The following is a 26,302-nucleotide window of genomic DNA, read 5'->3' as shown; positions in this document are numbered from 1 at the left end:
CCGACACCTGCTAGATCTAGCAGCCGTTGCCGCTAGGTCTAGCAGGGGCGCTAGCAGTCGAATGTGCTCCTGACCTGGGATCTAGCGTCTAGCACTCAGATTTCAGCCCGGCCCCTTCCAGCGCTTTCAGCACTGAATCGGGGTCACCGCCGTAGAGGATGTGCGGCTCCTCAGTCGCAGGAGGGACGAACCGGGTCCGGTAGCGGGCGAGGTCGTTCTCCGAGAAGTAGATCGAGTTCGGATCCGCTTCGTGTTGGGCGTTCCTCTGGCTCACCCGCGACCAGAGTTCCTCGTGGCTCGCTTCCAGGTAGACGAGCAGCGACAGGGCGCCCGCGTCCGTGGCGATTGCCATCCACCGCGCGCGGTCGTCGGGGGTCCAGAATCCGTGGTCGACCACCACGTTGCGGCCGGCCCGGAGGTGGTCACCGAGCTCCACGGCGATCTCTTCGAGCACCGGGCGCTCCAGGGTCGGGAACGTGCCCCGCGGGAAGTCGACGCCGTACACGCCGTGTCGGCGGAACATCTCCTCGTCCGGGCACAGCCGGACGAACCCGCGAGCCGTGAGCGCGCGCGAGAGCGTCGTCTTGCCCGACCCCGGAAGCCCCGCCATGAGCACGCAGAAGGGCCCTGCGGCCTGGTCCGCCGTCACTGCGCGAGCTCCGATTCCGTGAGCCACGTCCGGCCAGGGCCGCCGAGGTCCACGCCGTACTCCACGACGCGGTCCCCGCTGTCGACGAACTTCGCGGTCATCACGACCACCGGTTCCGCGGGCGGGTTCGCGGGGTCCAGCTCCAGGAGCTCCGCGTCCGCCGACGTCAGGAGCCGGGCCGACGCCGTGTCGATCCGGCGGGTGATCGGCCGTCCCGTGGCCTGTGCGATGAGTTGGAGGGACGTTCCGCCCGTCAGACGCTCGCTCTCCGCCAGCTGCGGGACGAGCTTCCCGTACTGCGCCGGGATCCACGACGTGGAGTGCGCGACGATGCCGTGCCGGTCTCGGTAGACGCGACTACGGCGGATCACGTCCGCGCCGGGCTCGATGTCGAGCACCCGCGCCACGTCGGCCGGCGCCGGAACCACAGCCGCTGCATGGGAGTCGGACCGTTCGCCCGCTCCCCAGCTCGACCCGCTGCGGCGGCCCCGATCCTGGCGCTGTGCGCCGGAGGACATGGGGGCGGGACGGTCGATCACCTCGGTGCCGATGCCGTGGATTCCCCGGATGAGCCCGTCGGTGCGGAGCTTCCGGAGCGCCTTCTCAGCGGTCGCGGTGCTGACGCTCCACTCCTGGGAGAGGGTCTTGATGCTGGGCAGCAACTCGCCCGGCTGAAGCTGGCCGGACGTGATCAGTTCCTCGTAGTGCGCGGCGATCCGTGCGTACGGCGCCCGATGCCCGACCTGATCCGACACCACGTCAACTCCCTTGCCTCATTGGACGTGTTCCCTAGCGTACCGCTTGACACCCTAGGGTGCCCTAGGGAACCTTAGGGATGTGCCCGCCGGTCGGATCGATCGAAGCGGATACCGCTCCCTGCATGGGGGCTGAGGCATGGAAACGTCCTGGTCAATGGCCTAGGACAAAGCAGGGAGCGGCTCCCTACCGCCAAGCAGATAGCCGCTCCCCGACCCACGAAGGGGCATTCCCATGATGCCTGGATCTCTTGCTCTTGGGTTAGTCAGTCGCCCGGTCGGCGGTCACGTCGACGCGTTCGGCGACCCGGACCCGAACGAGCCGGTACGGATCAGCGTCCCCGTCGCGGCGCATGTGTCGTTCGCGGAGCTGCTGACGCTGCTGGTGACGACGCCGGGCGTCTGCCTGGAGGACACGGACCTGGTCAGGGACGACGTGGTGCGTGACTCGGTTCGGTTCGCGCTGATCACCACGGACCTCCTCTCGCTGGACCAGCGGTCCGAGCGCGTCATGGCCGTCTACCGGGGTGACGCGCCCGGGAGTCACGCCCTGCCGCCGTTCGAGTACTTGCGGTGCGTCGGCTCCGCGATCACCCGCGTGTTCGGGCTGGAGGCGGCGCTGTGACGATCGCACCCGAGACCCCGTGGAACCTGCCCGCCCCGACGCCGGCCGAGGGGAACCTGCGGCTCGCGGCGGCCATCGTCGAGGCCGATCTGACCTACGCCGAACTCGCCGAACAGATCCAGGTCGACCCCAAGACCGTGGAGCGCTGGGTGAACGAGCCCGGACGCCGCCCCTACGCCCGGCACGCCCACGCCGTCGCCCGCGTCCTCGGGACGACCGTGTGGGACCTGTGGCCCGCCATGCGGCCGAAGGAGCTGACCCCGCAGGCACCGTCCGTGGTGCCGGTGCCGCCCGTGCTGCTGGCGGCCGCGAGGGACGCGCTGAGCCGGGTCGAGAACCTCGACCTCGGCACGGCGAGCCCGACCGCCATGGCCATGCACCTGGGCTCCCTGTCCGCTGCGCTGCGGACCGTGCTCGACCTGGTCGACGTCTCCGGGGTGACCGGGTGAGCCTGCACGCCTCTCCACGGCTCAACGCTGCCCGCCGTCGCAGCCGCAAGGCCCAGCTCGCGGCCCGCGACGGCTGGCGGTGCGCCTACTGCCGGCACCGCTTCCGCGACCTGCGGGAGGCGACGATGGACCACGTCGTGCCGATCTCGCTCTACCGGACGTGGTCCGCGAACGCCCTCGTACTCGCCTGCCAGCCCTGCAACCACGCCAAGGCCGACCGACTGTTTCTGTCGCTCGCGCTGCTGCTGGTCTGGTCGACCGACCTCGCGTTCACCGGTGTTCAGCCGACCGACGAGACGTCCCCGGGGCCCCAACAGTCGGCCGACTCGAAGTCGATCGAGTTGGGCCCGGACGGGGTCGACTGGCTGATGCTCGCGCGGATCGTTCACGCCCGTTCATCGGCCACGCGGTCTACCCCTGACCAGGCGCAGCACCGTGAACGGGTCGAGCGTCACGTGCGGGTCGGTCGGCTCGACCACGGGCGGCGTACGGCCCGAATGAACACCTGTGAGCAGTCGACCGATCGAGGGGTGAGCGCGTGAACAGCACCACCAAGCCGGTGAACGGAACCGCCCGACCGATCACCCCCGTCGGGTCGACCGACGCGGCGCCCGTGAACACCGGGCAGTCGGCCATGAACACCGGACGGGGGTCCGTGAACAAGCGCCCGCCGGTCGACGACGGGGGCAAGAAGCCGTCGGCCGCCGTGCGGCTGGTCGCCCTGGCGCGGGAGCGGTACCGGTTCGTCATGTCGACCGACGGCCGCCCCTACGCGGTCGCGATCGACGGCCCGAACATCGCCCTGCCCCTACGCGGCCGGTCCGGCGTCCGCCAGCGTCTCGCCCGCCTATACGCGGAGACGTTCGACGGCGACGTGGCCTCGCAGTCCGCGCTGGCGGACGCCATGACCGTGCTGGAGGGCATCGCCGAGTCGGACGACCCGGTACAGGTGCACCTGCGGGTCGGGCACGACGACGCCGGGACGATCGTGGTCGACCTCGGCACCGCCGACGGCCGCGCGGTCACCGTCACCGCCGGCGGCTGGCACGTCGTCGAGCGCTCCCCCGTCCTCTTCCGCCGCTCCGGGGCCATGGCGCCCATGCCCGCGCCGGTCTTGCTCGGGGACGGGCTGTCCATGCTCCACAGCCTGCTGAACATGGACGAGTCCGCCTTCCGGCAACTCGTCACGTGGCTGATCGCGGCGTGGATGCCGACCATCCCGCACCCCGTCCTCACCTTCAAGGGCGAGCAGGGCACGGGGAAGTCCGCCGCCGCGCAGATGATGGTCAACCTGATCGATCCCTCTCCGGCCGCGAAGCGCTCGCAGCCGCGGGACCACAAGGCGTGGGCGACGCAGGCGTTCAGCTCCTGGGCGCTGTGCCTGGACAACATCTCCACGCTGCCGCAGTGGCTCTCCGACACCCTGTGCAAGGCGGTCACCGGAGACGGGATCGTCGACCGGGCCCTCTACACCGACGACGACGTCGTGGTCCTCTCCTTCCGTCGGGTGCTGGCCATGACGACGATCGACGCCGGAGCTCTCGCCGGGGACCTGGCGGAGCGGCTGCTCATGCTCGACCTCCAGTTGATCGCCCCGGAGCAGCGGCGTACGGAGGAGGAGTTGGCGACCGCGTTCGAGACCATCCGGCCGGCCGTCCTCGGCTCGCTCTTCGACCTCCTCGCCGCCGTCCTCGCCGTCCTGCCGAACGTGAAGCTGGACTCGCTGCCCCGCATGGCCGACTTCGCCCGCATCCTGGCGGCCGTCGACCAGGTCATGGAGTGGACGACGCTGGACGACTACCTGGCCGCGTCCGCGAACGTCGCCGGGGACGCGTTGGAGGGCGACCCGTTCGGCTCCGCACTCGCCACGCTGGTCGAGCAGTGCGGGACATGGACCGGCACCGCCGCCCAGCTCCTTGAGCACGTCCAGCCTCCGGGCGGCATCCGACCGCCCACGTGGCCCAAGGACGCGACCCGCGCCGGTGGGAAGGTCAAGCGCCTCGCCCCGCTCCTGCGGTCGATCGGCATCACCGTGGACGACACGCAACGCAGCCGGGACCGGCACCGCCACAAGCTCCTCATCCTGACCCGGACCGACCTCCCGCAGGAGACAGCGTCCGCACCCCCGACAGGCTCCCTGTGGCCCGACGTACCACCGATCGGACAGGGCCACAGGCCCTCTGACCAGTACTGACGAAGCCGGACCGGGCCGCACACCAGCGGCCCGGACACGGCCAGAGCTGCGGACGCTATCGCCGTCCAGTGCCCGCAGCGTCCACACCAGCGTCCACCACCCTCACCTCATCCGACCTGCGAAAACTGGTCGGTGCGGACGCTGGGACGCTGCGGACGCTGAAATGCAGCAACTCTCCAGGACGGCCCACCGGCACCACTCCCACCCTCCGCGCACCGGATACGAGGAGTCACCCAACCCCATGGCCAACGAGCCGATCGAGACCCTGCGCGCCGGACTCCCGGACCGCTACCTCACCCCCGAGGACATCGCCTCGATGTTCTCCGTCCCCATCGAGACCGTCTACCGCTGGCGCAAGCAGCGCACCGGGCCGCCCGGCTTCCGTGTCGGCCGCCACGTCCGCTACGACCCCGCCGCCGTCCGCACCTGGGTCCAGCACCAGGAAGCCACCGACGCCGCCTGACCCGCCGGCCGAGCGGGAGGTAGGGCCCCTCCCCGCTACCCGTGACGCCGTCACACCCCCGTCACACCCCACCGTCACACCTCCGCCGGAACCGCTCAGGTAGAGGGAGCCCTTTACCCCGGTAGAGGGGACGGTAAAGGCCACTGACCTGCAAGGTAAGGCGGGTAAGGGGGCCGCGTCACGACCGTCACGAAGTCGGTAACCCCGGGGCGCCTCGCTCCCGCTGGCCCCGTCGGGACCCGGCGGCCCATGTGGCTGCCGCCCGGGATTCGAACCCGGGGTTCCGCAGCCGGGCGAACCGGCGTGCGGAGTCCTCGGCCGCTAGACGACGACAACCGCGCGCAGCCTATCCGGCCAGGGAGACAGGGAGAACTCCCTCACCGCCTCCCTGGCCCGCCTCCCTGCCGGTGACCTGCCCAAACCCCCATCCAGGGAGGCAGGGAGGCACCCTCCCTAGCCGCCCCGAAACCCCTCCACAGCCACTTCCACGGCACCCCCATGCCTCCCTCCCTGAGGGCAGGCGCACCACCAACCGAGAGGACACAGCCCACATGGCTGGCAGCATCCAGGACCGTTGGTTCAAGACCGAGACCGACGCCAGCGGAAAGACCGTCCGCACCAAGACCGCCCGCCACGGCAGCGGCCTGCGCTACAGGGCCCGCTACTTCGCGCCCGACGGCAAGCGGAAGTCCAAGTCTTTCGCCGACGGGCAGAAGCGTCTCGCCGAGCAGTGGCTCAGCAGCATCAGCGCGGACGTGGCCCGGGGCCAGTACATCGACCCGAACGCGGCCCGGACGACCTTCCAGGAGTTCGCGGAGGGGTGGCTGGCGAGCCAGAGCGGCGACCCGAACACCAAGGCGTCGATGCAGTCCCAGCTCAAGCTCCACGCCTTCCCGCGGATCGGGTCCCGCCCGTTGGGCTCGTTCCAGCCGAGCCACATCCGCGAGTTCGTGACGCAGCTCGAAGCTTCCGGCATGTCCGGCTCGTACGCTCGCGTCATCTTCTCCAACGTGCGCGCCATCCTGAGCGCGGCCGTCGAGGACGGCTGCCTGCCTCGGAACCCCTGCAACTCGCGCACGGTGACGCTCCCCGAGATGGGCGCCCGACGCGTGGTCCCCTGGCTGCCGGAACGGGTCTTCGCCATGCGCTCCGCCTTGGTCGAGCGGTTCCAGCCCATGGTGGACGTGGGTGCCGGATGCGGTCTCCGGCAGGGCGAGATCCTCGGGCTGTCCGTCGAAGAGCTGGACTTCGAGAACGCCACGCTGCACGTCGTACAGCAGCTCAAGCTGAGTCTGAGCCAACCGGTGTTCGCCCCGCCGAAGGGCGGCAAGCTGCGTGACGTCCCCCTGCCCGACCCCGTGGCGGACGCGCTCAAGGCCCACATGAAGCTCTTCCCGCCGGTCGAGATCACGTTGCCCTGGATGCGCGCCGGCGGTCCGCCCGTGACCAAGCGCCTGCTCTTCACCGGTCCGCTGGGCGGGCACGTCTGGCGCACGTCGCTGAACGAGGACCACTGGAAGCCGGCGCTGGCCAAGGTGGGCGTCATCCCCGCGGCGAAGAGCCGGGAGCACACCGCCGCGCGAGAGCACGGCATGCACGCCCTGAGGCACTTCTATGCCTCGGTGCTCCTGGACGCCGGAGAGAGCATCAAGGCCGTCAGCGAGTACCTGGGGCACTCCGACCCGGGGCTCACGCTGAAGGTCTACGCCCACCTGATGCCGAGCAGCCGGGACCGCGCGCGGCAGGCACTCGGCAGGGCCCTGAGGCCTGACGACTCCCCGCGCTGAGGGCCCAGCATGGGCCCAGAGCACGAAAATGCCCCCGATCTGCGCCGTGTGCGCAGGTCAGGGGCATGATCACTTTTCTTACTTCTTCTTGCCCTGGTTCTTGACCGCCTCGATGGCGGCCGCCGCGGCCTCCGGGTCGAGGTAGGTGCCGCCCGGGTTGAGGGGCTTGAAGTTCTCGTCCAGCTCGTAGGAGAGCGGGATGCCCGTCGGGATGTTGAGGCCCGCGATGGCCTCGTCCGAGATGCCGTCGAGGTGCTTCACGAGCGCGCGGAGGCTGTTGCCGTGGGCCGCGACCAGGACCGTGCGGCCCGAGAGCAGGTCCGGGACGATCGCGTCGTACCAGTACGGGAGCATGCGCTCCACGACGTCCTTCAGGCACTCGGTGTCCGGGCGCAGCTCCGGCGGGATCGTCGCGTAGCGGGCGTCGTGCGCCTGCGAGAACTCGCTGTCGTCCGAGAGCGGCGGCGGCGGGGTGTCGTACGAGCGGCGCCAGAGCATGAACTGCTCCTCGCCGAACTCGGCGAGGGTCTGGGCCTTGTCCTTGCCCTGCAGGGCGCCGTAGTGGCGCTCGTTCAGGCGCCACGAGCGGTTGACCGGGATCCAGTGGCGGTCCGCGGACTCCAGCGCGAGCTGGGCGGTGCGGATGGCGCGCTTCTGGAGGGAGGTGTGCAGGACGTCGGGGAGCAGGCCGGCGTCCTTCAGCAGCTCGCCGCCGCGCGTCGCCTCCTTCTCACCCTTGGCGGTGAGGTTCACGTCCACCCAACCGGTGAACAGATTCTTCTCGTTCCACTCGCTCTCGCCATGGCGGAGGAGGATCAGCTTGTACGGTGCGTCGGCCATGCGTACGAGCCTAATGGACCTCCGACGATTGACGCGCGTCGTCAATTCGCTGGCGTCCGACACCTGAGATACGTAAGTTACGAGGGCCGCAAGCGGGACTTACACACAGCAGGGGGCCGGCCACACATGTCCATCGACTCGCTCAGACGATCAGCCAGCGCGACCGTCTCCGGGCTTCCGCGGGGCTTCTGGTGGCTGTGGCTGTCGACCCTCGTCAACCGCACCGGGGCCTTCGTCCTCACCTTCCTCTCCCTCTACCTGACGGTGGAGCTCGGGCACTCGGCCTGGTTCGCCGGACTCGTCGTCGCCCTCCACGGCCTCGGCGGCGTCGCCGGCTCGCCGCTCGGCGGCGCGCTCACCGACCGCTGGGGCCGCCGCCCCACGATGGTCACCATGCACCTCGCGGCCGCCGCGTCCGCCGCCGCCCTCGCCGTCGTCACCAGCGCCTGGGCGATCGCGACGGTCGTCCTCCTCATGGGCGTCGCGATGCAGGCGGTCCGGCCCTCGATCAACGCGACCATCGCCGACATGGTCCCCGCCCACGACGTGCGCCGGGCCTACGCCCTCAACTACTGGGCCCTCAACCTCGGCTTCGCCATCGCCTCCATCGGCGGCGGGGCCGCGATCTTCCTCGGGTACCGGACGCTGTTCGTCGTGGACGCCGTCGCGACCACCCTGTGCGCCGTCATCGTCTTCCTCCGGCTCCCCGAGACCCGCCCCGAGGCGAAGACCGACCAGGCCGGCCGGCCGGTCGCCGCGGCCGAGGTCAGCATGCTGACCGTGCTGCGCGACGCGCCCTTCCGCACCCTCGTCCTGCTCAACCTCCTCGTCTGCCTGGTCTTCACCGCCCCCTGGATCGGCCTCCCCCTCACCATGGCGGACCAGGGCCTCTCACCCTCGTCCTACGGTGTCGTGATCGCCGTCAACGGCATCGTGATCGTCGGCTTCCAGCTCCTCGTCAACAGGCTGACCGACAAGCGCTCCCCCGTCGTCCTGCTCACCCTCTCCTCGCTGCTCTTCGCCCTCGGCACCGGCGCCACCGCCCTCGCCGGCTCCTCCGTGGTGGCCTTCGCCGCGACCGTCGTCGTCTGGACCGTCGGCGAGATGATCCACGTACCGACGAACGCCGCGGCCACCGCGCTCCTCGCTCCCGAGCACGCCCGTGGCCGCTACCAGGGCGTCATGGGCATGTCCTGGGCCGTCGCCGGGTTCGTCGCCCCGATCGGCGCCGGCGCGATCGTCGGCGGGCCCGGTCCCGACGTCCTGTGGGCCGCGACCTTCGCCATCGGCATCCTCGCCGCCGTCGGCTACACCCTGCGGCTCCGCAAGGCCCTCTGCGAGGACGGCGGCGGCGGTACGGGGGCGGCCGACGGTGCCCGGAAGGCCGACGGCGCCCGGGAGACCGACGGCGGCGGCGTCCGGGTCGTCGACGGCGGCACCCTGCCGGACGACGGCGGCGACGAGGTCGGAGTCGTCGTCGTGAGCGTCGGCGATGTCGGCGACATCAGTGCTGCCGGCGACGCCGTCCACGTCGTCGCCGCCGGCGGGACGTCCGCCGTCAGCCCCTCGGCCGGCGCTCCCGCCCCGCGAGCCTGAAACCCTTCCCGTCCCTGCGCACTTCGGCGGTGCCCGAGCCGCCGAAGTGCGCGGGGACGACCAGTTCCCGCCGGTCGGCGGCCCGTTCGAGGATCCGGCGGCGGCTCGCCGCGGCCCCCCGGGCGTCCAGGCAGAAGCAGCTGTTGTGCGCGGGGTCGAGGATCTGCACGGGGCTGTGCAGCAGGTCGCCCACGAACACCGCGTGCTCCCCCTTCGACGCGAGCCGCAGGACGGCCGAGCCGGGCGTGTGCCCGGGCGCGGACTCCAGGGTGAGGTGCTCGTCGATGCGGTGGAACCCGTCCCAGAGCACGGCCTGCCCCGAGCGGTGGAGGGGCGCGACGCTGTCCTCGTAGACGAGGCGGTCGTGCGGCGCGCGGCCGCCGCCGTAGGCGTTGTCCGGGCCGAAGTGGGCGTCGTCCGCCGCCGGCAGGAGGTACTCGGCGCGCGGGAAGGTCGGCACCCACTCCGGGCCGGCACCGCCACTGCCACCGTCACCGGCACCGCCACTACCACCGGCACCGGCACCGGCACTGCCACCGGCACCGCCGCCGTCACCGCCGCCCGCACCGCCCTGATCTCCGTCGCCCTCCCCGCGCCCCGCCCCGTCCGAGCCGTCGGCCGCCCGGGTGTTCCAGCCGACGTGGTCGGCGTGGAGGTGGGTGTTGACGACGACGTCCACGTCCTCCGGCCGTACCCCGGCGCGCTCCAGGCGGCCGAGGAAGTCCCCCCGCCAGTGGTGGAACCGCGGCGCGCCGGGGCGCTCGCGCCCGTTGCCCACCCCCGTGTCGACCAGCACCGTCCGGCCCGCGCTGCGCAGCACCCAGGTCTGCAGCGCCATGACCGCCCGGTCGCCCTCCGGGTCCCAGTGGTCCGGTGCCAGCCAGTCGCGGTTGTCCCGCCACGTCCGCCCGGCGGCCGTGGGGACGAGCTCGGCGGCGCCCGCGAACGGCCCCTGCCATTCGACGACCCGGACGATCTCGACGTCCCCCAGCACCGTGCGCTCTGCGCTCTCCTGTGTCATGCCTCGACGTTAGGCAGCGCCGGTGAGACTCTCCATGCCCCTACGGCTCCACCGGATACGCGTACGGCTCACCCGGGGCCCCGGGGCGGGGCTACGCTGGCGCGATGGACGTGGTGAGCGACGCGATCTCGGCGGTACGGATCGGGCGGCCCTCCTCCCGGCGGGTGCGGGTCGCCGGCCGCTGGTGCACCCGGCTCGCGGCGTACGGGGGCGCGGGCTTCCACGTCGTCCTGGAGGGGCACTGCTGGCTGCTGCCCGACGGCGGTGAGCCGGTCGCTCTGGGCCCCGGCGACGCCGTCCTGCTGCCGCACGGCACCGGACACGTGATGGCGGACGGCCCCGCCGACGAGGCGAGGCTCGCGCGCGCCGTGCCCTTCGAGCGGTGGCTGGACGGAACGGCGTCGCGGCCCCCGCCCGCCGGTCCCGGGGAGGCCGCGGGGGACGGCCCCGCGGTCGAGATGCTGTGCGGCAAGTACCGGCTCGACCGCAGCCACGTCCATCCGCTCCTCGCGGAGCTCCCCCCGGTGGTGCACCTGCCGCACCGGGCCGGCCCCGGCGGCTCCGGCGACGGGGGCGCCGATTCCGGCCTCCGCGCCGCCATCGCCCTCCTCGGCGGCGAGGTGGGCGAGCGGCTGCCCGGCTCCGCGGTCGCCCTGCCGAGCCTGCTCGACCTGCTCCTCGTCTACATGATCCGGTCCTGGACGGCGGGATCGGGCGGCGCGGGCGGGAGCTGGCCGGCGGCCCTCGGCGACCCGGTGACCGCCGCCGCCCTGCGGGCGGTGCACTCCGACCCGGCCGCCGCGTGGACCGTCGACCTGCTGGCGGCCGAGGCCGGGGTGTCCCGTCCCACGCTGGCCCGCCGGTTCACCGGTCTCGTGGGCCGGCCCCCGATGGCGTACCTCACCTGGTGGCGGCTGACCCGTGCGGCCGCGCTGCTCCGGGACACCGGGGATCCGCTGGCCGCCGTCGCCCGGCGCGTCGGCTACAGCACGCCGTACGCCCTGTCGCACGCCTTCCGCCGGGAGTTCGGCACCACTCCGGGCCGGTACCGCGCGGGCCTGGCCGCCGCCACCGCCGACTGAGCGCGCGCCGCGCCGCGCGGGTCACTCGGCGGCGGTACCGGCACCGGGCTTCTGGGTCAGGTTCTTGAACGCGTCGAGGTTCCGGGTCGACTCGCCGCGCGAGACCCGCCACTCGTACTCGCGCCGGATCGCCGAGGCGAAACCGAGCTCCAGGAGCGTGTTGAAGTCGCCGTCCGCCGCCTCCAGGACCGAACCGAGCAGCCGGTCGAGCTCCTCGGGCGTCACCGCGGCGAGCGGCAGCTTGCCGGCCAGATAGACGTCGCCGAGACCGTCGATCGCGTAACTCACCCCGTACAGCCGGAGGTTGCGCTCCAGCAGCCAGCGGTGGACCCCCGGCTCGTTCTCGTCCGGGTGTCGGATGACGAAGGCGTTGAGGGAGAGCGAGTGGCGACCGAGGCGCAGCGAGAGCGTCGTGAACAGCTTGCGCGTGCCGGGGAGCTTCACCACGTACGAGCCCGGCTCGGGGGACTCCCACTCCAGTTCCGCGTCCTTGAAGGTGTCCTCGACGATCCGTCGGACGTCCTCGGTCTCAGCCATGGTGGGAGCGTACGCGACGGCGGGTGTCGCGCAGCCGGTGGTCGTGTACGGCGGCCGTGTAGACGTCCGCCGTGCCCGACGCCGCCGTGTCCCAGCCGAAGGAGCCCGCGTGCAGCGCCGCCGCGGCTCCCATCCGGTCCGAGAGGGACGGGTCCGCCACGAAGCGCCCGAGCGCGCGGGCGTAGTCCACCGGGTCGTGCCCCTGGACGAGGAAGCCGGTCACACCGTCCCGTACGGCGACGGGCAGGCCGCCCACCGCGGCCGCGACGACGGGGGTGCCGGCCGCCTGCGCCTCGATCGCGACCAGGCCGAAGGACTCGCTGTAGGACGGCATGACGAGGACGCTCGCCGCGCGGAACCAGTCGGCGAGCCGGTCCTGGCCCACCGGCGGGTGGAAGCGCACGAGGTCCGCCAGACCGAGCCGGGCGGCCAGCTTCTGCAGCTCCTCCGGCTTCGCCAGACCGCTGCCGCTCGGTCCGCCGACCACGGGCACGATCATGCGCGAGCGCAGCGAGGGCTCCCGGTCGAGCAGCTCGGCGGCGGCGCGCAGCAGGATGTCCGGCGCCTTCAGCGGCTGGATGCGGCCGGCGAAGACCGGGATGAAGGCGTCCTGCGGCAGCCCGAGCCGGGCGCGGGCGGCGGCCCGGCCGTCGGCGGGGCGGAAGTGGTCCAGGTTGACGCCGGGGTGGACGACCGCGATCTTGCCGGGGTCGGCGTCGTAGAAGCGGGCCAGCTCGTCGGCCTCCTCCGCCGTGTTCGCGATGAGCCGGTCGGCCGCGTCGACGATCTGCGTCTCGCCGATCACCCGGGCGGCGGGCTCGGGGGTGTCGCCCTCGGCGAGCGCTGCGTTCTTGACCTTCGCCATGGTGTGCATGGCGTGGACGAGCGGGACGCCCCAGCGCTGGGCGGCCAGCCAGCCGACGTGGCCGGAGAGCCAGTAGTGGGAGTGGACGAGGTCGTAGTGGCCGGGCCGGTGGCCCGCCCACGCCTGCATCACCCCGTGGGTGAAGGCGCAGAGCTGGGCCGGCAGCTCCTCCTTGGCCAGGCCCTCGTACGGTCCGGCGTCGACGTGCCGGACGAGGACGCCGGGGGTGAGCTCGACGACCGGGGGGAGGCCGCCCGTGGTGGCCCGGGTGAAGATCTCGACCTCGATGTCGATGGCGGCGAGTCGTTTCGCCAGCTCGACTATGTAGACGTTCATGCCGCCCGCGTCACCCGTGCCCGGCTGGTGCAGCGGGGAGGTGTGAACGCTGAGCATGGCCACGCGGCGGGGGGTGCGGTTCCGGCCGGGGAGCCGGAGCCGGGCCGGTGCCGGGTGCCGGTGCCGGGTGCCGGCGAACCGGGACACGTACTGGCTCACGTCGGCGGTCCTTCCGCTCGGGGGCGAACGCATCGGGTCCGACACGTCGGGGCCGGTCGCGTCGGGCTGAGCGCGTCCGGCCGGTCGGGTCGGTGCCGGACCCACCGCCGGACCCGCGGTCGGGGTACGGCGCCGGTCCCGGTGCCGACCCCGGTACGGGGCTCGGCGGGAACCCGGTACCAGGCGTCGGTGCCGGCCTCGTTCCCGAGCCCGGCGCCGTGGGCATGGCGGCGGGAGGACGTGGTGCGCCCTCCGGCCGGGACAACACCGGAACGGAACCTTTCATTTCCACCCCGGACGCCGCTTTGCCAATTCATTACCGGGGGCGCTCAACCCCCCACCCCCACCCCGTAACCTTTCGGACATGGCCCCGCGCACCACCCGCCCCCACAGCTCCGCCCAGGGCCGCCCCCGGTCCCCCTCGCCCGTCGGCACCCCCACCCGCGGGACCACCAACCCCAACCGTCTGCGCCGCATGGACCGCTGGATCGCCGCCGTCCACGGCCCCGCGCTGCGCCGCTCCCCCGAGCCGCCGCTCGCCGTGGACCTGGGCTACGGAGCCGCCCCCTGGACCGCCGTCGAGCTCCTCGCCCGGCTGCGCACCGCCGAACCCCGCACCCGGCTGTACGGCATCGAGATCGAGCCCGCCCGCGTCGAGGCCGCGAAGCCCTACGAGCACGAGGGCCTCTCCTTCCTGCACGGCGGCTTCGAGGTGCCCGTGCCCGGCCGGGTCGCCCTGATCCGGGCGGCGAACGTGCTGCGCCAGTACGACGAGGAGCAGGTCACGGCGGTCTGGGAGCGGCTGCGCGGGCGGCTCGCGCCGGGCGGGCTGCTCGTGGAGGGCACCTGCGACGAGATCGGGCGCCGGCACGTCTGGGTCGCGCTCGACGCGGGCGGGCCGCGGACGGTGACCTTCGCGACCCGGCTCGGATCGCTCGACCGGCCCTCGGACCTGGCGGAGCGGCTGCCGAAGGCGCTGATCCACCGCAACGTGCCGGGCGAGCCGGTGCACGCGTTCCTGCGGGACTTCGACCGGGCCTGGGCGGCGGCGGCCCCGTACGCCTCCCTCGGCGCACGGCAGCGGTGGATCCGCTCGGCCCGCGACCTGGCGGCGGACTGGCCGCTGACGGACGGGCCCCGGCGGTGGCGCCAGGGCGAACTGACGGTGCGGTGGGAGGCGCTGGCGCCGCGGAGGTGAGCGGGCCCGCCCACCTGCCGACTTCCGCCGCATCTCCCCCACTCCGGGAACGCATCGCCCGTATCTCTCGTCCCCCGTGGGGGGACCTGACCCGGTAGGCCCTGGTCTCCCCTGTTGCTTTACGGTTTCGCATGGCACTATCGCCAAGGTCAGCAGCAAGTTACTGACGGTAAATCAGATCTGGTCACTTGAGGGGGAGCTCGTGAACCGACGCCGCCACGCCACCGCCGCGATCACCGTGATCTGCGCCTTGACCGTGCTGGCCTCGCCCGCGCTGACCCTCCAGGCCGCCGCCTCGCCGCTTCCGCCGCCGGCTCCCAAGAAGACGCTGGAGGAGGTGCGCAAGGAGATAGACACCCTGTACCACCAGGCCGCCGTCGCCACCGACGCGTACAACCTCGCGGAGGAGCGGACGAAGCAGCAGACGGACGAGATCGTCCGGGTGGCCCTGATGATCGTGGAGGGCCGCGAGAAGATCGAGTCCCTCAAGGCCCGGGCCGGCGCCACCGCCCGCGCCCAGTACCGCAACGGCGGTCTCCCCGACGGCGCACAGCTTGTCCTCACGACCGACCCCCAGCTCTTCCTCGACAACGCGGGGCGCCTCAAGGCCGGAGCGAAGGCCACCACCGACCTGCTCGGCGAAATGAACCGCACCCAGGCCCAGTTGGACGTCTACGCCAAGGACGCCGGCGTGAACTGGACCAAGCTGGAGGCCAACCGCGTGCGGCAGGCCCAGGCGAAGAAGGAGATCGACGGCAAGATCGCCGCCGCGAAGAAGCTGGAGTCCGAACTCGCCGCCGAGGAGCGGGAGCGGCTGCGCCGGCTGGAGGAGCAGGCGCAGTCCCGGGCCCAGACGACCTGGCTCGGCACCGGCGTCCTCGCCGGCCTCAAGGGGGACACGACTCCGGCCGCGAAGAAGGCGATCGAGTTCGCGACCGCGCAGATCGGCAAGCCGTACGTGTGGGGCGCCGAGGGGCCGGACTCGTACGACTGCTCCGGCCTGACCCAGCTCGCCTGGGGCACGGCCGGCCACCCGATACCCCGCACCTCGCAGGAGCAGTGGCGACTGCTGCCCCGCGTGGACGTCAAGGACATGCGGCCGGGCGACCTGATCGTCTACTTCAAGGACGCGAGCCACATCGGGATGTACGTCGGCAACGGCACGATGGTGCACGCACCGCGCCCCGGCCGGAACGTGACGCTCGCGGGAGCGGGCTCGATGGAGATCCTGGGCGTGGTCCGCCCGTCGTGAGGCGGTCGTGAGGCGATCGCGAGGCGGCCTAGGACGGTCGTGAGGCGGTCGTGATGCCGGGGGACGTCGGGCGTGAGGCCGGGCGGACGTCGGGCGTGAGATCGGCGGGACGTCGGGCGTGACGCCGGGCGTGGCTCGTGGAGTGAGGACCGGCGGGCCGGACGCGGGCACGGCGGCGGGCCGGGGCGCGGGCCCGAGTCGGGCGGCGGGGTTCCGTCCGGCGTGAGGCATCCCACGCCCGGTCACGGAACCGCGCGGCGCCGTCCCGGCGTGACCTTTCTCATTGCTCCGGGGGCGCCTTGGCCGCCGTACGGGGGCAAGTACCTCCCCTTCCGCGGCATATGCCAATCCCGCCACGGAGGCCGACCCGCTGATCACCATTCCGCTGCGCACCGCCCTACCGCTATGGTCCGGGACGGGCGGGACGCCACCCGGCGCCCTGCGCACCCTCGGGGGGAGGGAAGGAAACCCGGACCGATGCCCGTATCCGTACCGCGTCAGAGAAACGTCTCTGCCGTTGCGGGACCCGGCGACGTCGCCCCTACGGACGCCACCGCCATGGACGCCACCGCTATGACAGGCACAGTCACAGGCACCGACCGCACCGATCTCACCCTCCTGGTCGTCGAGGACGACCCGGCGGGTGTCCTCGCCGTACCCGAACTCCTCGACGCCGCGGACGCCGCCGGCACCCGGGTCCGCATCCGCACCGCCCGCAACCTCACCGAGGCCGAGCGGCTCCTCACCGACGACGTCCACTGCGTCCTCGTCGACCTGTCGCTGCCCGGCCCCCGGGCCGCCGCGGGGGACGACCCGCTCGCTCCCCTGCGGCACATCCTGCGGCTGGCCCCGCGGCACGCGGTCCTCGCCCTCGCGACCTCCGCGGACGCCGAGCTGGCGGCCGAGGCCGTCCGCGTCGGCGCCCAGGACCACCTCTTCCGCGAGGAGCTCGACGGACGGCTGCTGAGCCGCGCCATCCGGTACGCGGTCGAGCGCAAGCGCGCCGACGCCGTCCAGGTGAAGCTCGCCGAGTCCCGGCTCCGCGCGCAGGAGAACGCCCGCCTGGAGCGCGGCCTGCTCCCCACGCCCCTCCTGGAGGGTTCCGACCTCAGGTTCGCGGCCCGCTACCGGCCCGGCCGCTCCCGCGCGCTCCTCGGCGGCGACTTCTACGACGTGGTCCGCACCCCGGACGGCACCGTCCACGCCATGATCGGCGACGTGTGCGGCCACGGCCCCGACGAGGCCGCGCTCGGCGTCGAGCTGCGGATCGCCTGGCGGGCCCTGACCTTCGCGGGCCTGTGCGGGGACGAGCTGCTCTCCACGATGCAGCAGGTCCTGGAGCACGAGCGGGAGAGCGAGGAGATCTTCGCGACCCTCTGCACCGTGGACATCGCGCCCGACGGGCGCCGCGCGGGCCTCTGCCTCGCGGGGCACCCCTCGCCGCTGATCGCGCGCCAGGGGCGGGCCGCCCGCCTGCTGCCGTACGAGGACGGCGGCCCGGCGCTCGGGCTGCTGCCGCGCGCCCGCTGGCCGCGCCGGCAGGTCGAGCTCGGCGGGGCGTGGAGCCTGCTGATGTACACGGACGGACTGATCGAGGGGCGGTCGGCGGGTCCCGGCTCGCCGCGGCTCGGCCAGGACGGGATGGTCGGCATGATCAACCGGCAGCTGACCTCGGGTCTGCGGGGCGACGAGCTCCTGGACGCGGCGGTGACGGAGGTCCGGTCCCTGAACGGCGGAGAGCTGACGGACGACGTCGCGGTCCTGGCCCTGGAGAGGGACCGGGACGGGGACAGGGCACGGGGCCGGACGCCCGCGGTCTGAGCGACCGGGATGGGCGGCTCGGAGGCCCGGGGCCGGACGACCACGGTCTGACCAACCCGCCCCGGGCGGCTCGGAGGCCCGGCAGGCGAGGAGGGCCCGCCCGCGGGAACGTGCGCGGAAAGGCGGAAAGGGGACAGGACCCGGGGCGGGTGCCCCGGGTCCTGTCCCCTCGTCGCGTCCGTGGCGCCGTACCGGCGCCGCCCTCGGCCGTGTCACGGCCTCCGGTTCTAGCGGCCGCCGTTGTACGGGCCGTACGGTCCGTCGCTGCTGGAGCCGCCGCCCCGGCGCCCGCCGCCGCCCGACACCTGCTGGAGCGCGGGGCGGACGTCCACCATGAAGACGATGGCCGCGATCACGCCCGCGATCTGCAGGAACAGCATCGGGAAGAGCAGGTTCAGGGCGAGGTTGATGCCCAGGACGATCAGCCAGAACTTCTTCGTCTGCTTCTCGGCGGCGCGGTACGCGTCCTCGCGCGCCATGGCGGCGAAGACGAGCGCGGCGACGGCGAAGCCGGTGAAGATCAGGAACATCACCAGAGAGAGGAGGGAGTCGAATCCCGCGCGCAACATGCTGAGCACCGCCTAGGGAAGAGGGGAAGAGCGCCTCGCGGTCAAGGTACCCGGTTCAACGCACCAGGTACCCGGATTGGTGCCCGGTACTACGCCTTCTCGGCGGAGGCGCCGGCCTTCTTGGCGGGTGCCTTGCGGGCGGTGGTCCTGCGGACGGGGGCCTTCTTGGCCGCCGCGGGCTCGGAGGCGGGCTCGGGCACGACGGCGGCCTTCACCGGCTCCTCGGCCTTCGCGTCCTCGTCCTTCGACGCCTCCGGCTCGACGACGATGGCGATCTCGGTGATCTCCTCGGCGACCTCGCCGCGCCAGGCCCGGACGGCCTCCTCGCCGTGGGCGGCGACCTCCTCGTACTTCTCGCGCGCCTTGACGGCGTACTCGGCGGCCACGCCGACGCCGCGCAGGGCGAGGTCCTGGGCGGTCTCGCCGAGCTTCTTCAGGTCCGTGTCGAGTCCGCCGACGACGTCGGCGAACCGCGACTGCACGGAGGCCTGGGCCTCCTTCGCCTGCGCGGTCACCTTCTCCTGCACGGCCTTGGGATCGGTGTTGCGCACGGCCTCGATGCGGGCGGGCGCCTCGGCGGCGATCTGCTCGATCAGGCCGGGAACCTTCTTGGCCTGCTGCACGGCGAGGTCCGCGGTGCCGGCGGCGAAGTAGAGGGGGGTACGCAGTTCGTCGATGATGGCCATGCTGGTGGTCCTCCCGGATGTGGCGTGCGCAAGCGAGCGCTGGTCAGGGGCGGTCAGGCATCGGGCGACGCGTCGACGGGCCGCTCGGCGGCCGCGGCGCGGGCGCCTGCGGGGTCTTCGGTCGTGCCGGCGGGCCCGCCGGGTCCACCGGCCGCTGAGTCGGGGGTCGCGGACTCGGCGGGCGCCTCGGCGCTTCCGGCGGCCGCGGCCTCAGCGGCGTTCTCCTTGCGGAAGGAGTCGTAGATCTGGAGCAGCACCTGCTTCTGCCGCTCGTTGATCGAGGGATCGGCGAGAACGACGGCCCGCGTCTCCAGCTCCTCCCGCTCCGTCTCGTCGAGGATCCCGGCCCGTACGTAGAGCGTCTCGGCGGAGATCCGCAGCGCCTTCGCGACCTGCTGCAACACCTCGGCGCTGGGCTTCCGCAGCCCCCGCTCGATCTGGCTCAGGTACGGGTTGGACACCCCGGCGGCGTCGGCCAGCTGCCGCAGGGACAGCTGCGCGGTCCTCCGCTGCTCGCGGAGGTACTCACCGAGGTTGCCGACGTTGAGCGATGCCATGCCCCGACCATGCCAGCCTTTGCTAACTCTTGCAAGCAGCCGCTTGCAAGAGTCGCCCTCGGCCGGGCGACGGGACCGTGTGACTCGCAGCGATGACTCTCACTTCGCAGGGATGTCTGTCATCAGTCGCCCTTAGTGCCGAGTGGCAATCCCCCAGGCCCTGGCTGTGTGAGCCACTAGGTTGGTGAGCGTGAAGACACGGGGGCAGAGGTATCGGTATGTGGGCCCGCCTGAGCTGAAGGAGCTCGTCCGGGCGGGCGGTGAGGGGCGGAACATCCGATCGGCGGCGGACTTCGGCGAGTGGGTCTCGGCGCTGACCCTGGACGAGCTGGCCGAGCCGTTCACGTTCGTCGTCGATGGCGGCGGGGTGCTGCGACTGGCTCCGCGGCGCAGTGAGCACGTGGTGTGTGCCGGCGGCGGAGAGGTGCTGAGCGCCGGCGAGATGAGCTTCCGTGAGGAGTCCGGGCGGTGGGTGGTCGAGGAGGTCAGCAATCAGTCGACCGGCTACTGCCCGGACATCGACTCATGGCCCGCCGTGGCCGAGGCTCTGGATCGGATCGGGGTCCATCGACCGTCCGGATTCACGCACGAGGTCGTCTTTCGCCGATGCCACTCCTGCCGGGAGCTCAACATCGTGCGGGAGAGGGACTTCGTATGCGTCTTCTGCGGCAAGGACCTGCCACGGGAGTGGAACGTCGGGGAGCCCGGGTGACTGGTCAGACCGCGAAGATCGCATTGCCTTGCGAGTGCGGCAGCATGGCGGTGCGGCAGGTGAACCAGTTCATCCTTCACGATGAGCTGTGGTGGGATTCGGAGTTCTCTTGTGGGTCCTGCGGCACGTACCTGTGCGAACACGCTGGTCCCGAACCAGCACCTGATGATGTTGTTCGGGAGGCTCTCCTCGCGGCGCATGGGTCCGTCAGACTGCGGCTGGTCGGTTCGGTTCCCAGTCTCGTCCCAGCATTGAAGGTCTTTCGGGAGGTGTCGGCGGCCTCGTTGTCGCGGGCTCGTGAACTGGTTGGAGAGCTGAGCCGCGATGGTCTGGTGGGGACGTTGTCGGAGATGGAGTTCCTGAAGGCCCGGCTGCAGACGCGTGGAGTTCCCGTCGTCGTCGATCGGTAGCCCACGACGCCCGCACCGGCACACTTCGACATTGGCTACAACCCCACTGCGAACGCGCGCCCTGTGACACCTGGCCCGAGCAACTGGTGACAACTATCGCTGCGAACTCGACCGAGAGGACCAGGTCAGATCCCCCGCTCGGTGACAGTTATCGCTGCCAGTCACAGACCGGTACGGCGTCGGAGGCCCCCGCCGCCCCGGAAATCCCCGTGATCCTCGCCGCCCCGGCTGGGAGACTGAGGCCCATGGAGACGATGACGGAGCGCTTCCGAGCGGCGGTCCGGGAGTGGGCGGCCGACGGGGCGGGAGCCCCGGCAGCCGCCGCGGTCGCCCGCGCGCTCGCGGCCGGCACCGGGCCGCGCACTGCGGTGCTCGTGGAGGGGGTCAGCGACCACGTCGCGCTCGACGCCCTCGCGGCCCGGCACGGCCGCTCCCTCGACGCCGAGGGCATCGCTGTCGTCCCGCTCGGCGGCGCGACCAACATCGGCAGATTCGTGCACCTCCTCGGGCCCGGGGGGCTCGGCGTGCCGCTCGCCGGTCTGTGCGACGCCGGCGAGGAGCGCCACTTCTCGGCCGCCCTCGAACGGGAGGGGCTGGGCCACGGGCTCACCCGCGCCGGCATGGAGCCGCTCGGCTTCTACGTCTGCGATGCCGACCTGGAGGAGGAGCTGATCCGTTCCCTCGGCGCCGCGGCAGTGCAGCAGGTCATCGAGGCCCAGGGGGACCTGCGGGCCTTCCGTATCTTCCAGAAGCAGCCCGCGCAGCGGCAGCGCGAGGTCGAGCGGCAGCTGCGCCGCTTCATGGGCACCATCAGCGGCCGCAAGAGCCAGTACGCCCGCTCGCTCGTCGACGCCCTCGACCTCCACGAGGTGCCCCGCCCGCTCGACCGGCTCCTCGCCCACGTGACCGCGTCCCCGCAGCCGGCCCCCCGCGACTGACACCGGTCCCCCACCCCGGAAAACCCCCGCCCCGGTCTTGGCGCGCCCCGTCCGCAGCTCCCGGCCCCGCGCCCCACCCGTGCCGCCGTGCCATCCTTGTGGGCGTGGCACTGGAGGACCTGGTACGGCTGCGGCGGGCGCGGGACACGATGGACCGCGACTACGCGCAGCCGCTCGACGTCCCGGCGCTCGCCGCCGTCGCCCTCATGTCCAGCGGACACTTCGCCCGCAGCTTTCGCGCCGCCTACGGCGAGACCCCGTACAGCTACCTCATGACCCGCCGCGTCGAACGCGCCAAGGCGCTGCTCCGCCGGGGCGACATGAGCGTCACGGACGTCTGCTTCGCCGTCGGGTGCACCTCGCTCGGCTCCTTCAGCTCCCGCTTCACCGAGCTCGTCGGCGAGACCCCGTCCGCCTACCGGGCCCGCCCCCACGAGGACGGCGCCGCGATCCCGGCGTGCGTCGCGAAGGTCCGCACGCGGCCGGTCCGCCGGCCCTGACCCCGGGGCCGGGCACCACCGCCGGGCCCGGCGGCCCCCGACACCGCCGCCCCCGGATCGGTCGGTTTCGGAGAAGCGGAATCCGGTGGCCGGCCGTAGCTTCGAAGGCATGAACGTCAAGCTCTCGCAGTGCTTCATCGCAGTCGACGACCACGACAAGGCCCTCGCCTTCTACCGCGACGCCCTCGGCCTGGAGGTGCGGAACGACGTCGGTTTCGAGGGGATGCGCTGGGTGACCGTGGGGTCCCCCGCCCAGCCGGACGTGGAGATCGTCCTCGAACCGCCGCTCGCCGACCCCAACGCCTCCCCCGCCGACCGGCAGGCGGTGGCCGAGCTGCTCGCCAAGGGCATGCTGCGCGGCGTCATCTTCTCCACCGACGACGTCGACGCCACCTTCGAGCAGGTCCGGGCCGCCGGCGGCGAGGTCCTCCAGGAGCCGGTGGACCAGCCGTACGGCGTCCGCGACTGCGCCTTCCGTGACCCGGCGGGCAACATGCTGCGCTTCACCCAGCCCCGGTCCGCGTAGCGCCCCCGCGCGGTCCGCGAGGGGACGCTCCGGCCCTGCGGCGGGGTGCGCCGACCCGTGGAAACCGGGCCGGCGCGCCCCACTCCGGCGCGGGGCAGACGTGTCCGTCCCGGGTCCGGCGCACCCGCCGCGGGTGAGACGCGCCCCCTCCCGGGTCCGGCGCCCCCGCCGCAGGTGAGACGCGCCCCCATCCCGGGTCCGGCGCCCGCCCCGGGGCAGGCGCGCCCCCGCCAGCCGGTCAGGCGCGGCAGCGCAGCATCACCAGCGGCGGGTGGGCGAGGAGGTCCGCCCAGAAGTCCTCGCCGTACTTCTCGACGCCCTCCTCCGACACCCACAGCGGGACCCACTCCAGGTCCCGGAACCCGGCCGCCCGCAGGCACTCCTCGTAGACCTCGCGACGCGGGACCGTGCCGAGGATGCTGATCGGCTCCGGGTCGAGAAGCGCCGTCACCCGGACGCGCGGCCCGGCCTCGGCCTCCTCCCCCGTCGGCTCGCAGCGGAAGCCGTACCGGGGGAGGGAGTCGCAGTCGAACCGGTAGTCGGGCCGCTGGGCGAGCACGAAGAACTCGCCGCCCGGCTTCAGGTTGCGGTGGATGTTGCGGCACATCCGCTCGAGCCCCACGATGTCCTCGGCGTAGTTGAGACACTGCACGCCGAGGGCGATGTCGTACTTCTGCTCCAGGACGGGGAGTTCGGCCACGTCACCGACCTCGTAGCGCACGCCGCCGAGCGGGTCGCGCCGCTCGAAGTCCTGCGCGGCGGCGATCATCTCGGCGGAGATGTCGACGCCGAGGACCTCCGTGGCGCCGCGCCGCCTGAACTCCCGGCTGTAGAAGCCGGTCCCGCACGCCAGGTCGAGGATCGACCTGCCCGTCACGTCCCCGACCGTGCCCAGGAAGCTGGGCACCTCCCCGTACCGCATCATCGGCAGGGACTTGAATCCCTCGAACGCCTCACCGATGCCGTCGTACTGCTGACGCACGCCCATATGGCGCCCCCTCGTGTCCTTCGTCGTGTGGTTCGAAGTCCTGCGCGCCCGTCGAGTCTGCCCCGCCGGGGACCGCCCGCCGTACTGGCGGATGACACGAGAGGTGGGCGGGGCGACCCTTGTATCTGCCAACACCCATGAGCGGTTCCGTGGTTGGATCGACGGTCAGCGCGCCCAGGCGTCGAGCACCTCGAAGTCCCGCGCCGTCAGACCCCGTTGGGGGTCGACCCGATGGAGCAGGGCCCGTCCGGGGTGATGCGCGGCGACCCAGTCGCGGTCCGCCGCGCGGATCTCGTCGTCGACCCAGACGAACGACCGCCCACCGGCCCGTGCCCTTCCCCGCCCCTCCCGACCGTCCCACCCGCCCGGGTGGGTGACCCCGGCCCGCGCCCCCCGGCGGACTCCACCCCGCCTGGATGCGGGATCCCGGCCCGCGCCCCCCGGCGGATCCCGCCCCGTGGCGGATCCCGCCCCGTGTGGACGCGGGACCCGCCCCTCGCCCTCCACCCCACCCATTCGTCCACTTCGCGATAATCCGCGACGGACCCATCCTCGCTACCCTTGCAGCCATGACCGCCATGGCACCCACCCGCACCGAGCCCGATCTCTCCTATCTGCTCGACCACACCAGTCACGCCCTGCGGACCCGGATGAGCGCCGCGCTCGACGCGATCGGGCTCACCCCCCGGATGCACTGCGTCCTCGTGCACGCCCTGGAGGAGGAGCGCACCCAGGCGCAGCTCGCGGAGATCGGGGACATGGACAAGACGACCATGGTCGTCACCGTCGACGCCCTGGAGAAGGCCGGGCTCGCCGAGCGCCGCCCCTCCAGCACCGACCGGCGCGCGCGGATCATCGCCGTGACCGAGGAAGGGGCGAAGGTCGCCCGGGAGAGCCAGAAGATCGTCGACGGCGTCCACGAGAGCGCCCTCTCGTCACTTCCCGACGACGCGCGCGCCGCCCTGCTCCACGCCCTGAACCTGCTGGTCACCGGCCATCTGGAGACCCCGATCGAGAGCCCCAGGCCGGCCCGCCGGGCCCGTCAGCGCGGCTGAGCCGGGCCGATGCGGTCGAGACGGGTCAGGGCCACCCTCACGATCGTCTCGTAAAAAATAGTCTGCAACAAAACCTTCTGCTAACGTCACTCCTGTCGGCTCCACCGAACAGGAGTGATCCCCGTGCCCGTACCCGCCCGCACCTCCTCGCGCCAACTCGCCCTGGGCGTCCTCGCCACCGGCATGCTCATGACGATCCTCGACGGCAGCATCGTCACCGTCGCCATGCCCGCCATCCAGAGCGACCTCGGCTTCACTCCCGTCGGCCTCAGCTGGGTCGTCAACGCCTACCTGATCGCCTTCGGCTCGCTCCTGCTCCTCGCAGGGCGCCTCGGCGACCTCCTCGGCCGCCGGCGGATGTTCCTCGCGGGCACCGCGGTCTTCACCGCCGCCTCGCTCCTCGCGGGAGTCGCCACCTCCCCCGGCGTCCTCATCGCCGCCCGCTTCCTCCAGGGCGCCGGCAGTGCGATGTCCTCCGCCGTCGGCCTCGGCATCCTCGTCACGCTCTTCACCGAACCGCGCGAACGGGCCCGCGCCATCGCCGTGTTCAGCTTCACCGGCGCCGCCGGCGCCTCCCTCGGCCAGGTCCTCGGCGGCCTCCTCACCGACGCCCTCGCCTGGAACTGGATCTTCTTCATCAACCTGCCCATCGGCCTCGCGACCCTCCTCGTGGCCCTCCGCGCCCTCCCCGCCGACCGGGGCGCCGGGCTCGGGGCCGGCGCCGACGTCCTCGGCGCGGCGCTCGTCACGAGCGGCCTCATGGCCGGGATCTACGCGGTCGTCAAGATCGAGGAGTACGGGGCGCGTTCGGCGCACACCCTCGGTCTCGGGGCCCTCGCACTCGCCCTCCTGGCCGGCTTCCTCGTCCGCCAGGCGAAGGCCGCGAACCCGCTCATGCCGCTGCGGATCCTGCGCTCGCGCAGCGTCTCCGGCGCCAACGCCGTCCAGATGCTGATGGTCGCCGCTCTCTTCTCCTTCCAGATCCTCGTCGCCCTCTACCTCCAGAAGGTCCTCGGGTACGGAGCCGCCGAGACGGGTCTCGCGATGCTCCCCGCGGCCGGCGCCATCGGAGCCGTCTCCCTCGGCGTGTCGGCCCGCCTGATCGCCCGCTTCGGCGAGCGGAACGTCCTGCTCACCGGCCTGGTCCTGCTCGTCGGCGTCCTCGGCCTGCTGGCCCGCGTCCCCGTGCGCGCCTCGTACGCCACCGACCTGCTCCCCGTGATGCTGCTCGCCGCCGGATTCGGCCTCGCGCTCCCCGCCCTCACCTCGCTCGCCATGTCGGGCGCCGAGGAGAAGGACGCGGGCCTCGCCTCCGGCCTGTTCAACACCACCCAGCAGATCGGCATGGCCCTCGGCATCGCCGTCCTCTCCACCCTGGCCGCGACCCGCACCGAGTCCCTCACCGCCGCGGGGCGCCCCGCGGCCGAGGCCCTGACCGGCGGCTACCGCCTGGCCTTCGCCGTCGGCGCCGGCCTGCTGCTCGCGGCCCTGGCCCTCGCCTTCACCGTGCTGCGCGCCCCGGGCAGGCCGGGGACGCCGAGCCCGGCGCAGGGCACGGAGACGGAAGCGGGGACGGAAGCGGGGTCGGAAGCGGGGTCGGGGATGCGGCCGGAGACGGAGGCGGAGGCGCGGACGGCGGAGGCCGAGTCCCCCGCCCCGACGGCGGCGTGAGCGCCGGCCGACCCCGGACGCCGACCGGCCGTTCGCCGACCCGGACGCCGACCGGCCGATC

At 72.7% G+C, this 26,302-nt stretch carries 28 protein-coding genes; 18 read left to right on the top strand and 10 right to left on the bottom strand.

From position 1 onward, the window contains the following. Positions 1 to 88: 88 nt before the first annotated feature. Positions 89 to 649 carry an AAA family ATPase gene (locus tag ACF09E_RS21005; protein ID WP_392206486.1) on the bottom strand — a complete coding sequence of 187 codons (561 nt, stop codon included), beginning with the start codon at positions 647 to 649 and terminating at the stop codon, positions 89 to 91. Next, positions 646 to 1,404 carry a GntR family transcriptional regulator gene (locus ACF09E_RS21000; protein ID WP_392206724.1) on the bottom strand — a complete coding sequence of 253 codons (759 nt, stop codon included), beginning with the start codon at positions 1,402 to 1,404 and terminating at the stop codon, positions 646 to 648. Before ACF09E_RS21000 ends, ACF09E_RS21005 begins: the two co-directional genes overlap by 4 nt. A gap of 235 nt (positions 1,405 to 1,639) precedes the next feature. On the opposite strand from ACF09E_RS21000, the gene ACF09E_RS20995 reads away from it, so the two are divergent. From ACF09E_RS20995 to ACF09E_RS20970, 6 genes are all read left to right on the top strand, one after another. Further along, the gene (locus ACF09E_RS20995) at positions 1,640 to 2,029 is read left to right on the top strand and encodes a hypothetical protein (RefSeq protein WP_392206485.1); all 390 of its coding nucleotides are present in this window, start codon (positions 1,640 to 1,642) and stop codon (positions 2,027 to 2,029) included. Beyond that, complete coding sequence (locus ACF09E_RS20990) at positions 2,026 to 2,478, top strand: helix-turn-helix domain-containing protein (protein ID WP_392206484.1); 453 nt, start codon at positions 2,026 to 2,028, stop codon at positions 2,476 to 2,478. Before ACF09E_RS20995 ends, ACF09E_RS20990 begins: the two co-directional genes overlap by 4 nt. Beyond that, positions 2,475 to 3,020: an HNH endonuclease gene (locus ACF09E_RS20985; RefSeq protein WP_392206483.1), complete on the top strand. Its 546-nt coding sequence runs from the start codon at positions 2,475 to 2,477 to the stop codon at positions 3,018 to 3,020. Before ACF09E_RS20990 ends, ACF09E_RS20985 begins: the two co-directional genes overlap by 4 nt. Then, on the top strand, positions 3,017 to 4,672 hold the full coding sequence (locus tag ACF09E_RS20980; RefSeq protein WP_392206482.1) for an ATP-binding protein: 1,656 nt from the start codon (positions 3,017 to 3,019) through the stop codon (positions 4,670 to 4,672). The genes ACF09E_RS20985 and ACF09E_RS20980 overlap by 4 nt, the downstream gene beginning before the upstream one ends. A 241-nt stretch (positions 4,673 to 4,913) precedes the next feature. After that, complete coding sequence (locus ACF09E_RS20975) at positions 4,914 to 5,135, top strand: helix-turn-helix domain-containing protein (protein WP_365548806.1); 222 nt, start codon at positions 4,914 to 4,916, stop codon at positions 5,133 to 5,135. Between the two features lie 551 nt (positions 5,136 to 5,686). Then, entirely contained in the window at positions 5,687 to 6,922 is a 1,236-nt protein-coding gene (locus tag ACF09E_RS20970; RefSeq protein WP_392206481.1) for a tyrosine-type recombinase/integrase, read from the top strand. 78 nt (positions 6,923 to 7,000) lie between these two features. On the opposite strand, the gene ACF09E_RS20965 is transcribed toward ACF09E_RS20970, so the two are convergent. Then, positions 7,001 to 7,762 carry a phosphoglyceromutase gene (locus ACF09E_RS20965; protein WP_392206480.1) on the bottom strand — a complete coding sequence of 254 codons (762 nt, stop codon included), beginning with the start codon at positions 7,760 to 7,762 and terminating at the stop codon, positions 7,001 to 7,003. Between the two features lie 126 nt (positions 7,763 to 7,888). Here ACF09E_RS20965 and ACF09E_RS20960 point away from each other — a divergent pair, with 126 nt between their 5' ends. Continuing rightward, the gene (locus tag ACF09E_RS20960; protein ID WP_392206479.1) at positions 7,889 to 9,358 is read left to right on the top strand and encodes an MDR family MFS transporter; all 1,470 of its coding nucleotides are present in this window, start codon (positions 7,889 to 7,891) and stop codon (positions 9,356 to 9,358) included. Here the strand turns inward: ACF09E_RS20960 and ACF09E_RS20955 are convergent. Beyond that, positions 9,321 to 10,379 carry an MBL fold metallo-hydrolase gene (locus ACF09E_RS20955; protein WP_392206478.1) on the bottom strand — a complete coding sequence of 353 codons (1,059 nt, stop codon included), beginning with the start codon at positions 10,377 to 10,379 and terminating at the stop codon, positions 9,321 to 9,323. The genes ACF09E_RS20960 and ACF09E_RS20955 overlap by 38 nt on opposite strands. A gap of 104 nt (positions 10,380 to 10,483) precedes the next feature. Here ACF09E_RS20955 and ACF09E_RS20950 point away from each other — a divergent pair, with 104 nt between their 5' ends. After that, on the top strand, positions 10,484 to 11,461 hold the full coding sequence (locus tag ACF09E_RS20950) for an AraC family transcriptional regulator (protein WP_392206477.1): 978 nt from the start codon (positions 10,484 to 10,486) through the stop codon (positions 11,459 to 11,461). Positions 11,462 to 11,482: 21 nt separating this feature from the next. Here the strand turns inward: ACF09E_RS20950 and ACF09E_RS20945 are convergent, their stop codons facing one another. Then, the gene (locus tag ACF09E_RS20945; protein ID WP_392206476.1) at positions 11,483 to 11,998 is read right to left on the bottom strand and encodes a YbjN domain-containing protein; all 516 of its coding nucleotides are present in this window, start codon (positions 11,996 to 11,998) and stop codon (positions 11,483 to 11,485) included. Continuing rightward, the gene (gene mshA, locus ACF09E_RS20940) at positions 11,991 to 13,358 is read right to left on the bottom strand and encodes a D-inositol-3-phosphate glycosyltransferase (protein WP_388792244.1); all 1,368 of its coding nucleotides are present in this window, start codon (positions 13,356 to 13,358) and stop codon (positions 11,991 to 11,993) included. Before mshA ends, ACF09E_RS20945 begins: the two co-directional genes overlap by 8 nt. A 364-nt stretch (positions 13,359 to 13,722) precedes the next feature. On the opposite strand from mshA, the gene ACF09E_RS20935 reads away from it, so the two are divergent. The 3 genes from ACF09E_RS20935 to ACF09E_RS20925 all read left to right on the top strand — a co-directional run bounded on the left by ACF09E_RS20935 (position 13,723) and on the right by ACF09E_RS20925 (position 17,629). Further along, a complete protein-coding gene (locus ACF09E_RS20935) occupies positions 13,723 to 14,556 on the top strand; it encodes a class I SAM-dependent methyltransferase (RefSeq protein ID WP_392206475.1) in 834 nt (277 codons plus the stop codon). A 202-nt stretch (positions 14,557 to 14,758) separates the two neighbouring features. Further along, on the top strand, positions 14,759 to 15,808 hold the full coding sequence (locus tag ACF09E_RS20930) for a C40 family peptidase (RefSeq protein WP_392206474.1): 1,050 nt from the start codon (positions 14,759 to 14,761) through the stop codon (positions 15,806 to 15,808). Positions 15,809 to 16,366: 558 nt separating this feature from the next. Continuing rightward, positions 16,367 to 17,629: a PP2C family protein-serine/threonine phosphatase gene (locus ACF09E_RS20925; protein WP_392206473.1), complete on the top strand. Its 1,263-nt coding sequence runs from the start codon at positions 16,367 to 16,369 to the stop codon at positions 17,627 to 17,629. A 227-nt stretch (positions 17,630 to 17,856) separates the two neighbouring features. Here ACF09E_RS20925 and ACF09E_RS20920 read toward each other — a convergent pair whose 3' ends face one another. The 3 genes from ACF09E_RS20920 to ACF09E_RS20910 all read right to left on the bottom strand — a co-directional run bounded on the left by ACF09E_RS20920 (position 17,857) and on the right by ACF09E_RS20910 (position 19,441). Continuing rightward, positions 17,857 to 18,198 carry a DUF2516 family protein gene (locus tag ACF09E_RS20920; protein ID WP_361860015.1) on the bottom strand — a complete coding sequence of 114 codons (342 nt, stop codon included), beginning with the start codon at positions 18,196 to 18,198 and terminating at the stop codon, positions 17,857 to 17,859. A gap of 89 nt (positions 18,199 to 18,287) precedes the next feature. Beyond that, on the bottom strand, positions 18,288 to 18,884 hold the full coding sequence (locus ACF09E_RS20915; protein ID WP_392206472.1) for a hypothetical protein: 597 nt from the start codon (positions 18,882 to 18,884) through the stop codon (positions 18,288 to 18,290). Between the two features lie 53 nt (positions 18,885 to 18,937). Further along, complete coding sequence (locus ACF09E_RS20910) at positions 18,938 to 19,441, bottom strand: helix-turn-helix domain-containing protein (RefSeq protein WP_392206471.1); 504 nt, start codon at positions 19,439 to 19,441, stop codon at positions 18,938 to 18,940. A 190-nt stretch (positions 19,442 to 19,631) separates the two neighbouring features. Between ACF09E_RS20910 and ACF09E_RS20905 the strand changes: the two genes are divergently transcribed. The 5 genes from ACF09E_RS20905 (at position 19,632) to ACF09E_RS20885 (ending at position 22,527) form a co-directional block, all read left to right on the top strand. After that, positions 19,632 to 20,153, top strand: a complete 522-nt coding sequence (locus ACF09E_RS20905) for a hypothetical protein (protein ID WP_392206470.1) — start codon at positions 19,632 to 19,634, stop codon at positions 20,151 to 20,153. Then, positions 20,150 to 20,563, top strand: a complete 414-nt coding sequence (locus ACF09E_RS20900) for a hypothetical protein (protein ID WP_392206469.1) — start codon at positions 20,150 to 20,152, stop codon at positions 20,561 to 20,563. Before ACF09E_RS20905 ends, ACF09E_RS20900 begins: the two co-directional genes overlap by 4 nt. Positions 20,564 to 20,808: 245 nt before the next feature. After that, the gene (locus ACF09E_RS20895; protein ID WP_392206468.1) at positions 20,809 to 21,501 is read left to right on the top strand and encodes a TOPRIM nucleotidyl transferase/hydrolase domain-containing protein; all 693 of its coding nucleotides are present in this window, start codon (positions 20,809 to 20,811) and stop codon (positions 21,499 to 21,501) included. 104 nt (positions 21,502 to 21,605) lie between these two features. After that, positions 21,606 to 22,001 carry a helix-turn-helix transcriptional regulator gene (locus ACF09E_RS20890; protein WP_392206467.1) on the top strand — a complete coding sequence of 132 codons (396 nt, stop codon included), beginning with the start codon at positions 21,606 to 21,608 and terminating at the stop codon, positions 21,999 to 22,001. Positions 22,002 to 22,110: 109 nt separating this feature from the next. Further along, positions 22,111 to 22,527, top strand: coding sequence for a VOC family protein (locus tag ACF09E_RS20885; protein WP_392206466.1), 417 nt, complete (start codon positions 22,111 to 22,113; stop codon positions 22,525 to 22,527). Between the two features lie 238 nt (positions 22,528 to 22,765). Here ACF09E_RS20885 and ACF09E_RS20880 read toward each other — a convergent pair whose 3' ends face one another. After that, positions 22,766 to 23,515, bottom strand: a complete 750-nt coding sequence (locus ACF09E_RS20880; RefSeq protein WP_392206465.1) for a methyltransferase domain-containing protein — start codon at positions 23,513 to 23,515, stop codon at positions 22,766 to 22,768. Between the two features lie 569 nt (positions 23,516 to 24,084). Between ACF09E_RS20880 and ACF09E_RS20875 the strand changes: the two genes are divergently transcribed. Both ACF09E_RS20875 and ACF09E_RS20870 read left to right on the top strand, forming a co-directional pair. Then, positions 24,085 to 24,570, top strand: a complete 486-nt coding sequence (locus tag ACF09E_RS20875) for a MarR family winged helix-turn-helix transcriptional regulator (protein ID WP_388792222.1) — start codon at positions 24,085 to 24,087, stop codon at positions 24,568 to 24,570. Between the two features lie 183 nt (positions 24,571 to 24,753). Beyond that, positions 24,754 to 26,241, top strand: a complete 1,488-nt coding sequence (locus tag ACF09E_RS20870) for an MFS transporter (RefSeq protein ID WP_392206723.1) — start codon at positions 24,754 to 24,756, stop codon at positions 26,239 to 26,241. Positions 26,242 to 26,302: the final 61 nt, after the last annotated feature.

The organism is Streptomyces sp. NPDC014891 (assembly GCF_043081085.1).
Lineage (GTDB): Bacteria > Actinomycetota > Actinomycetes > Streptomycetales > Streptomycetaceae > Streptomyces.
This window is presented reverse-complemented; position numbering and strand designations above follow the sequence as displayed.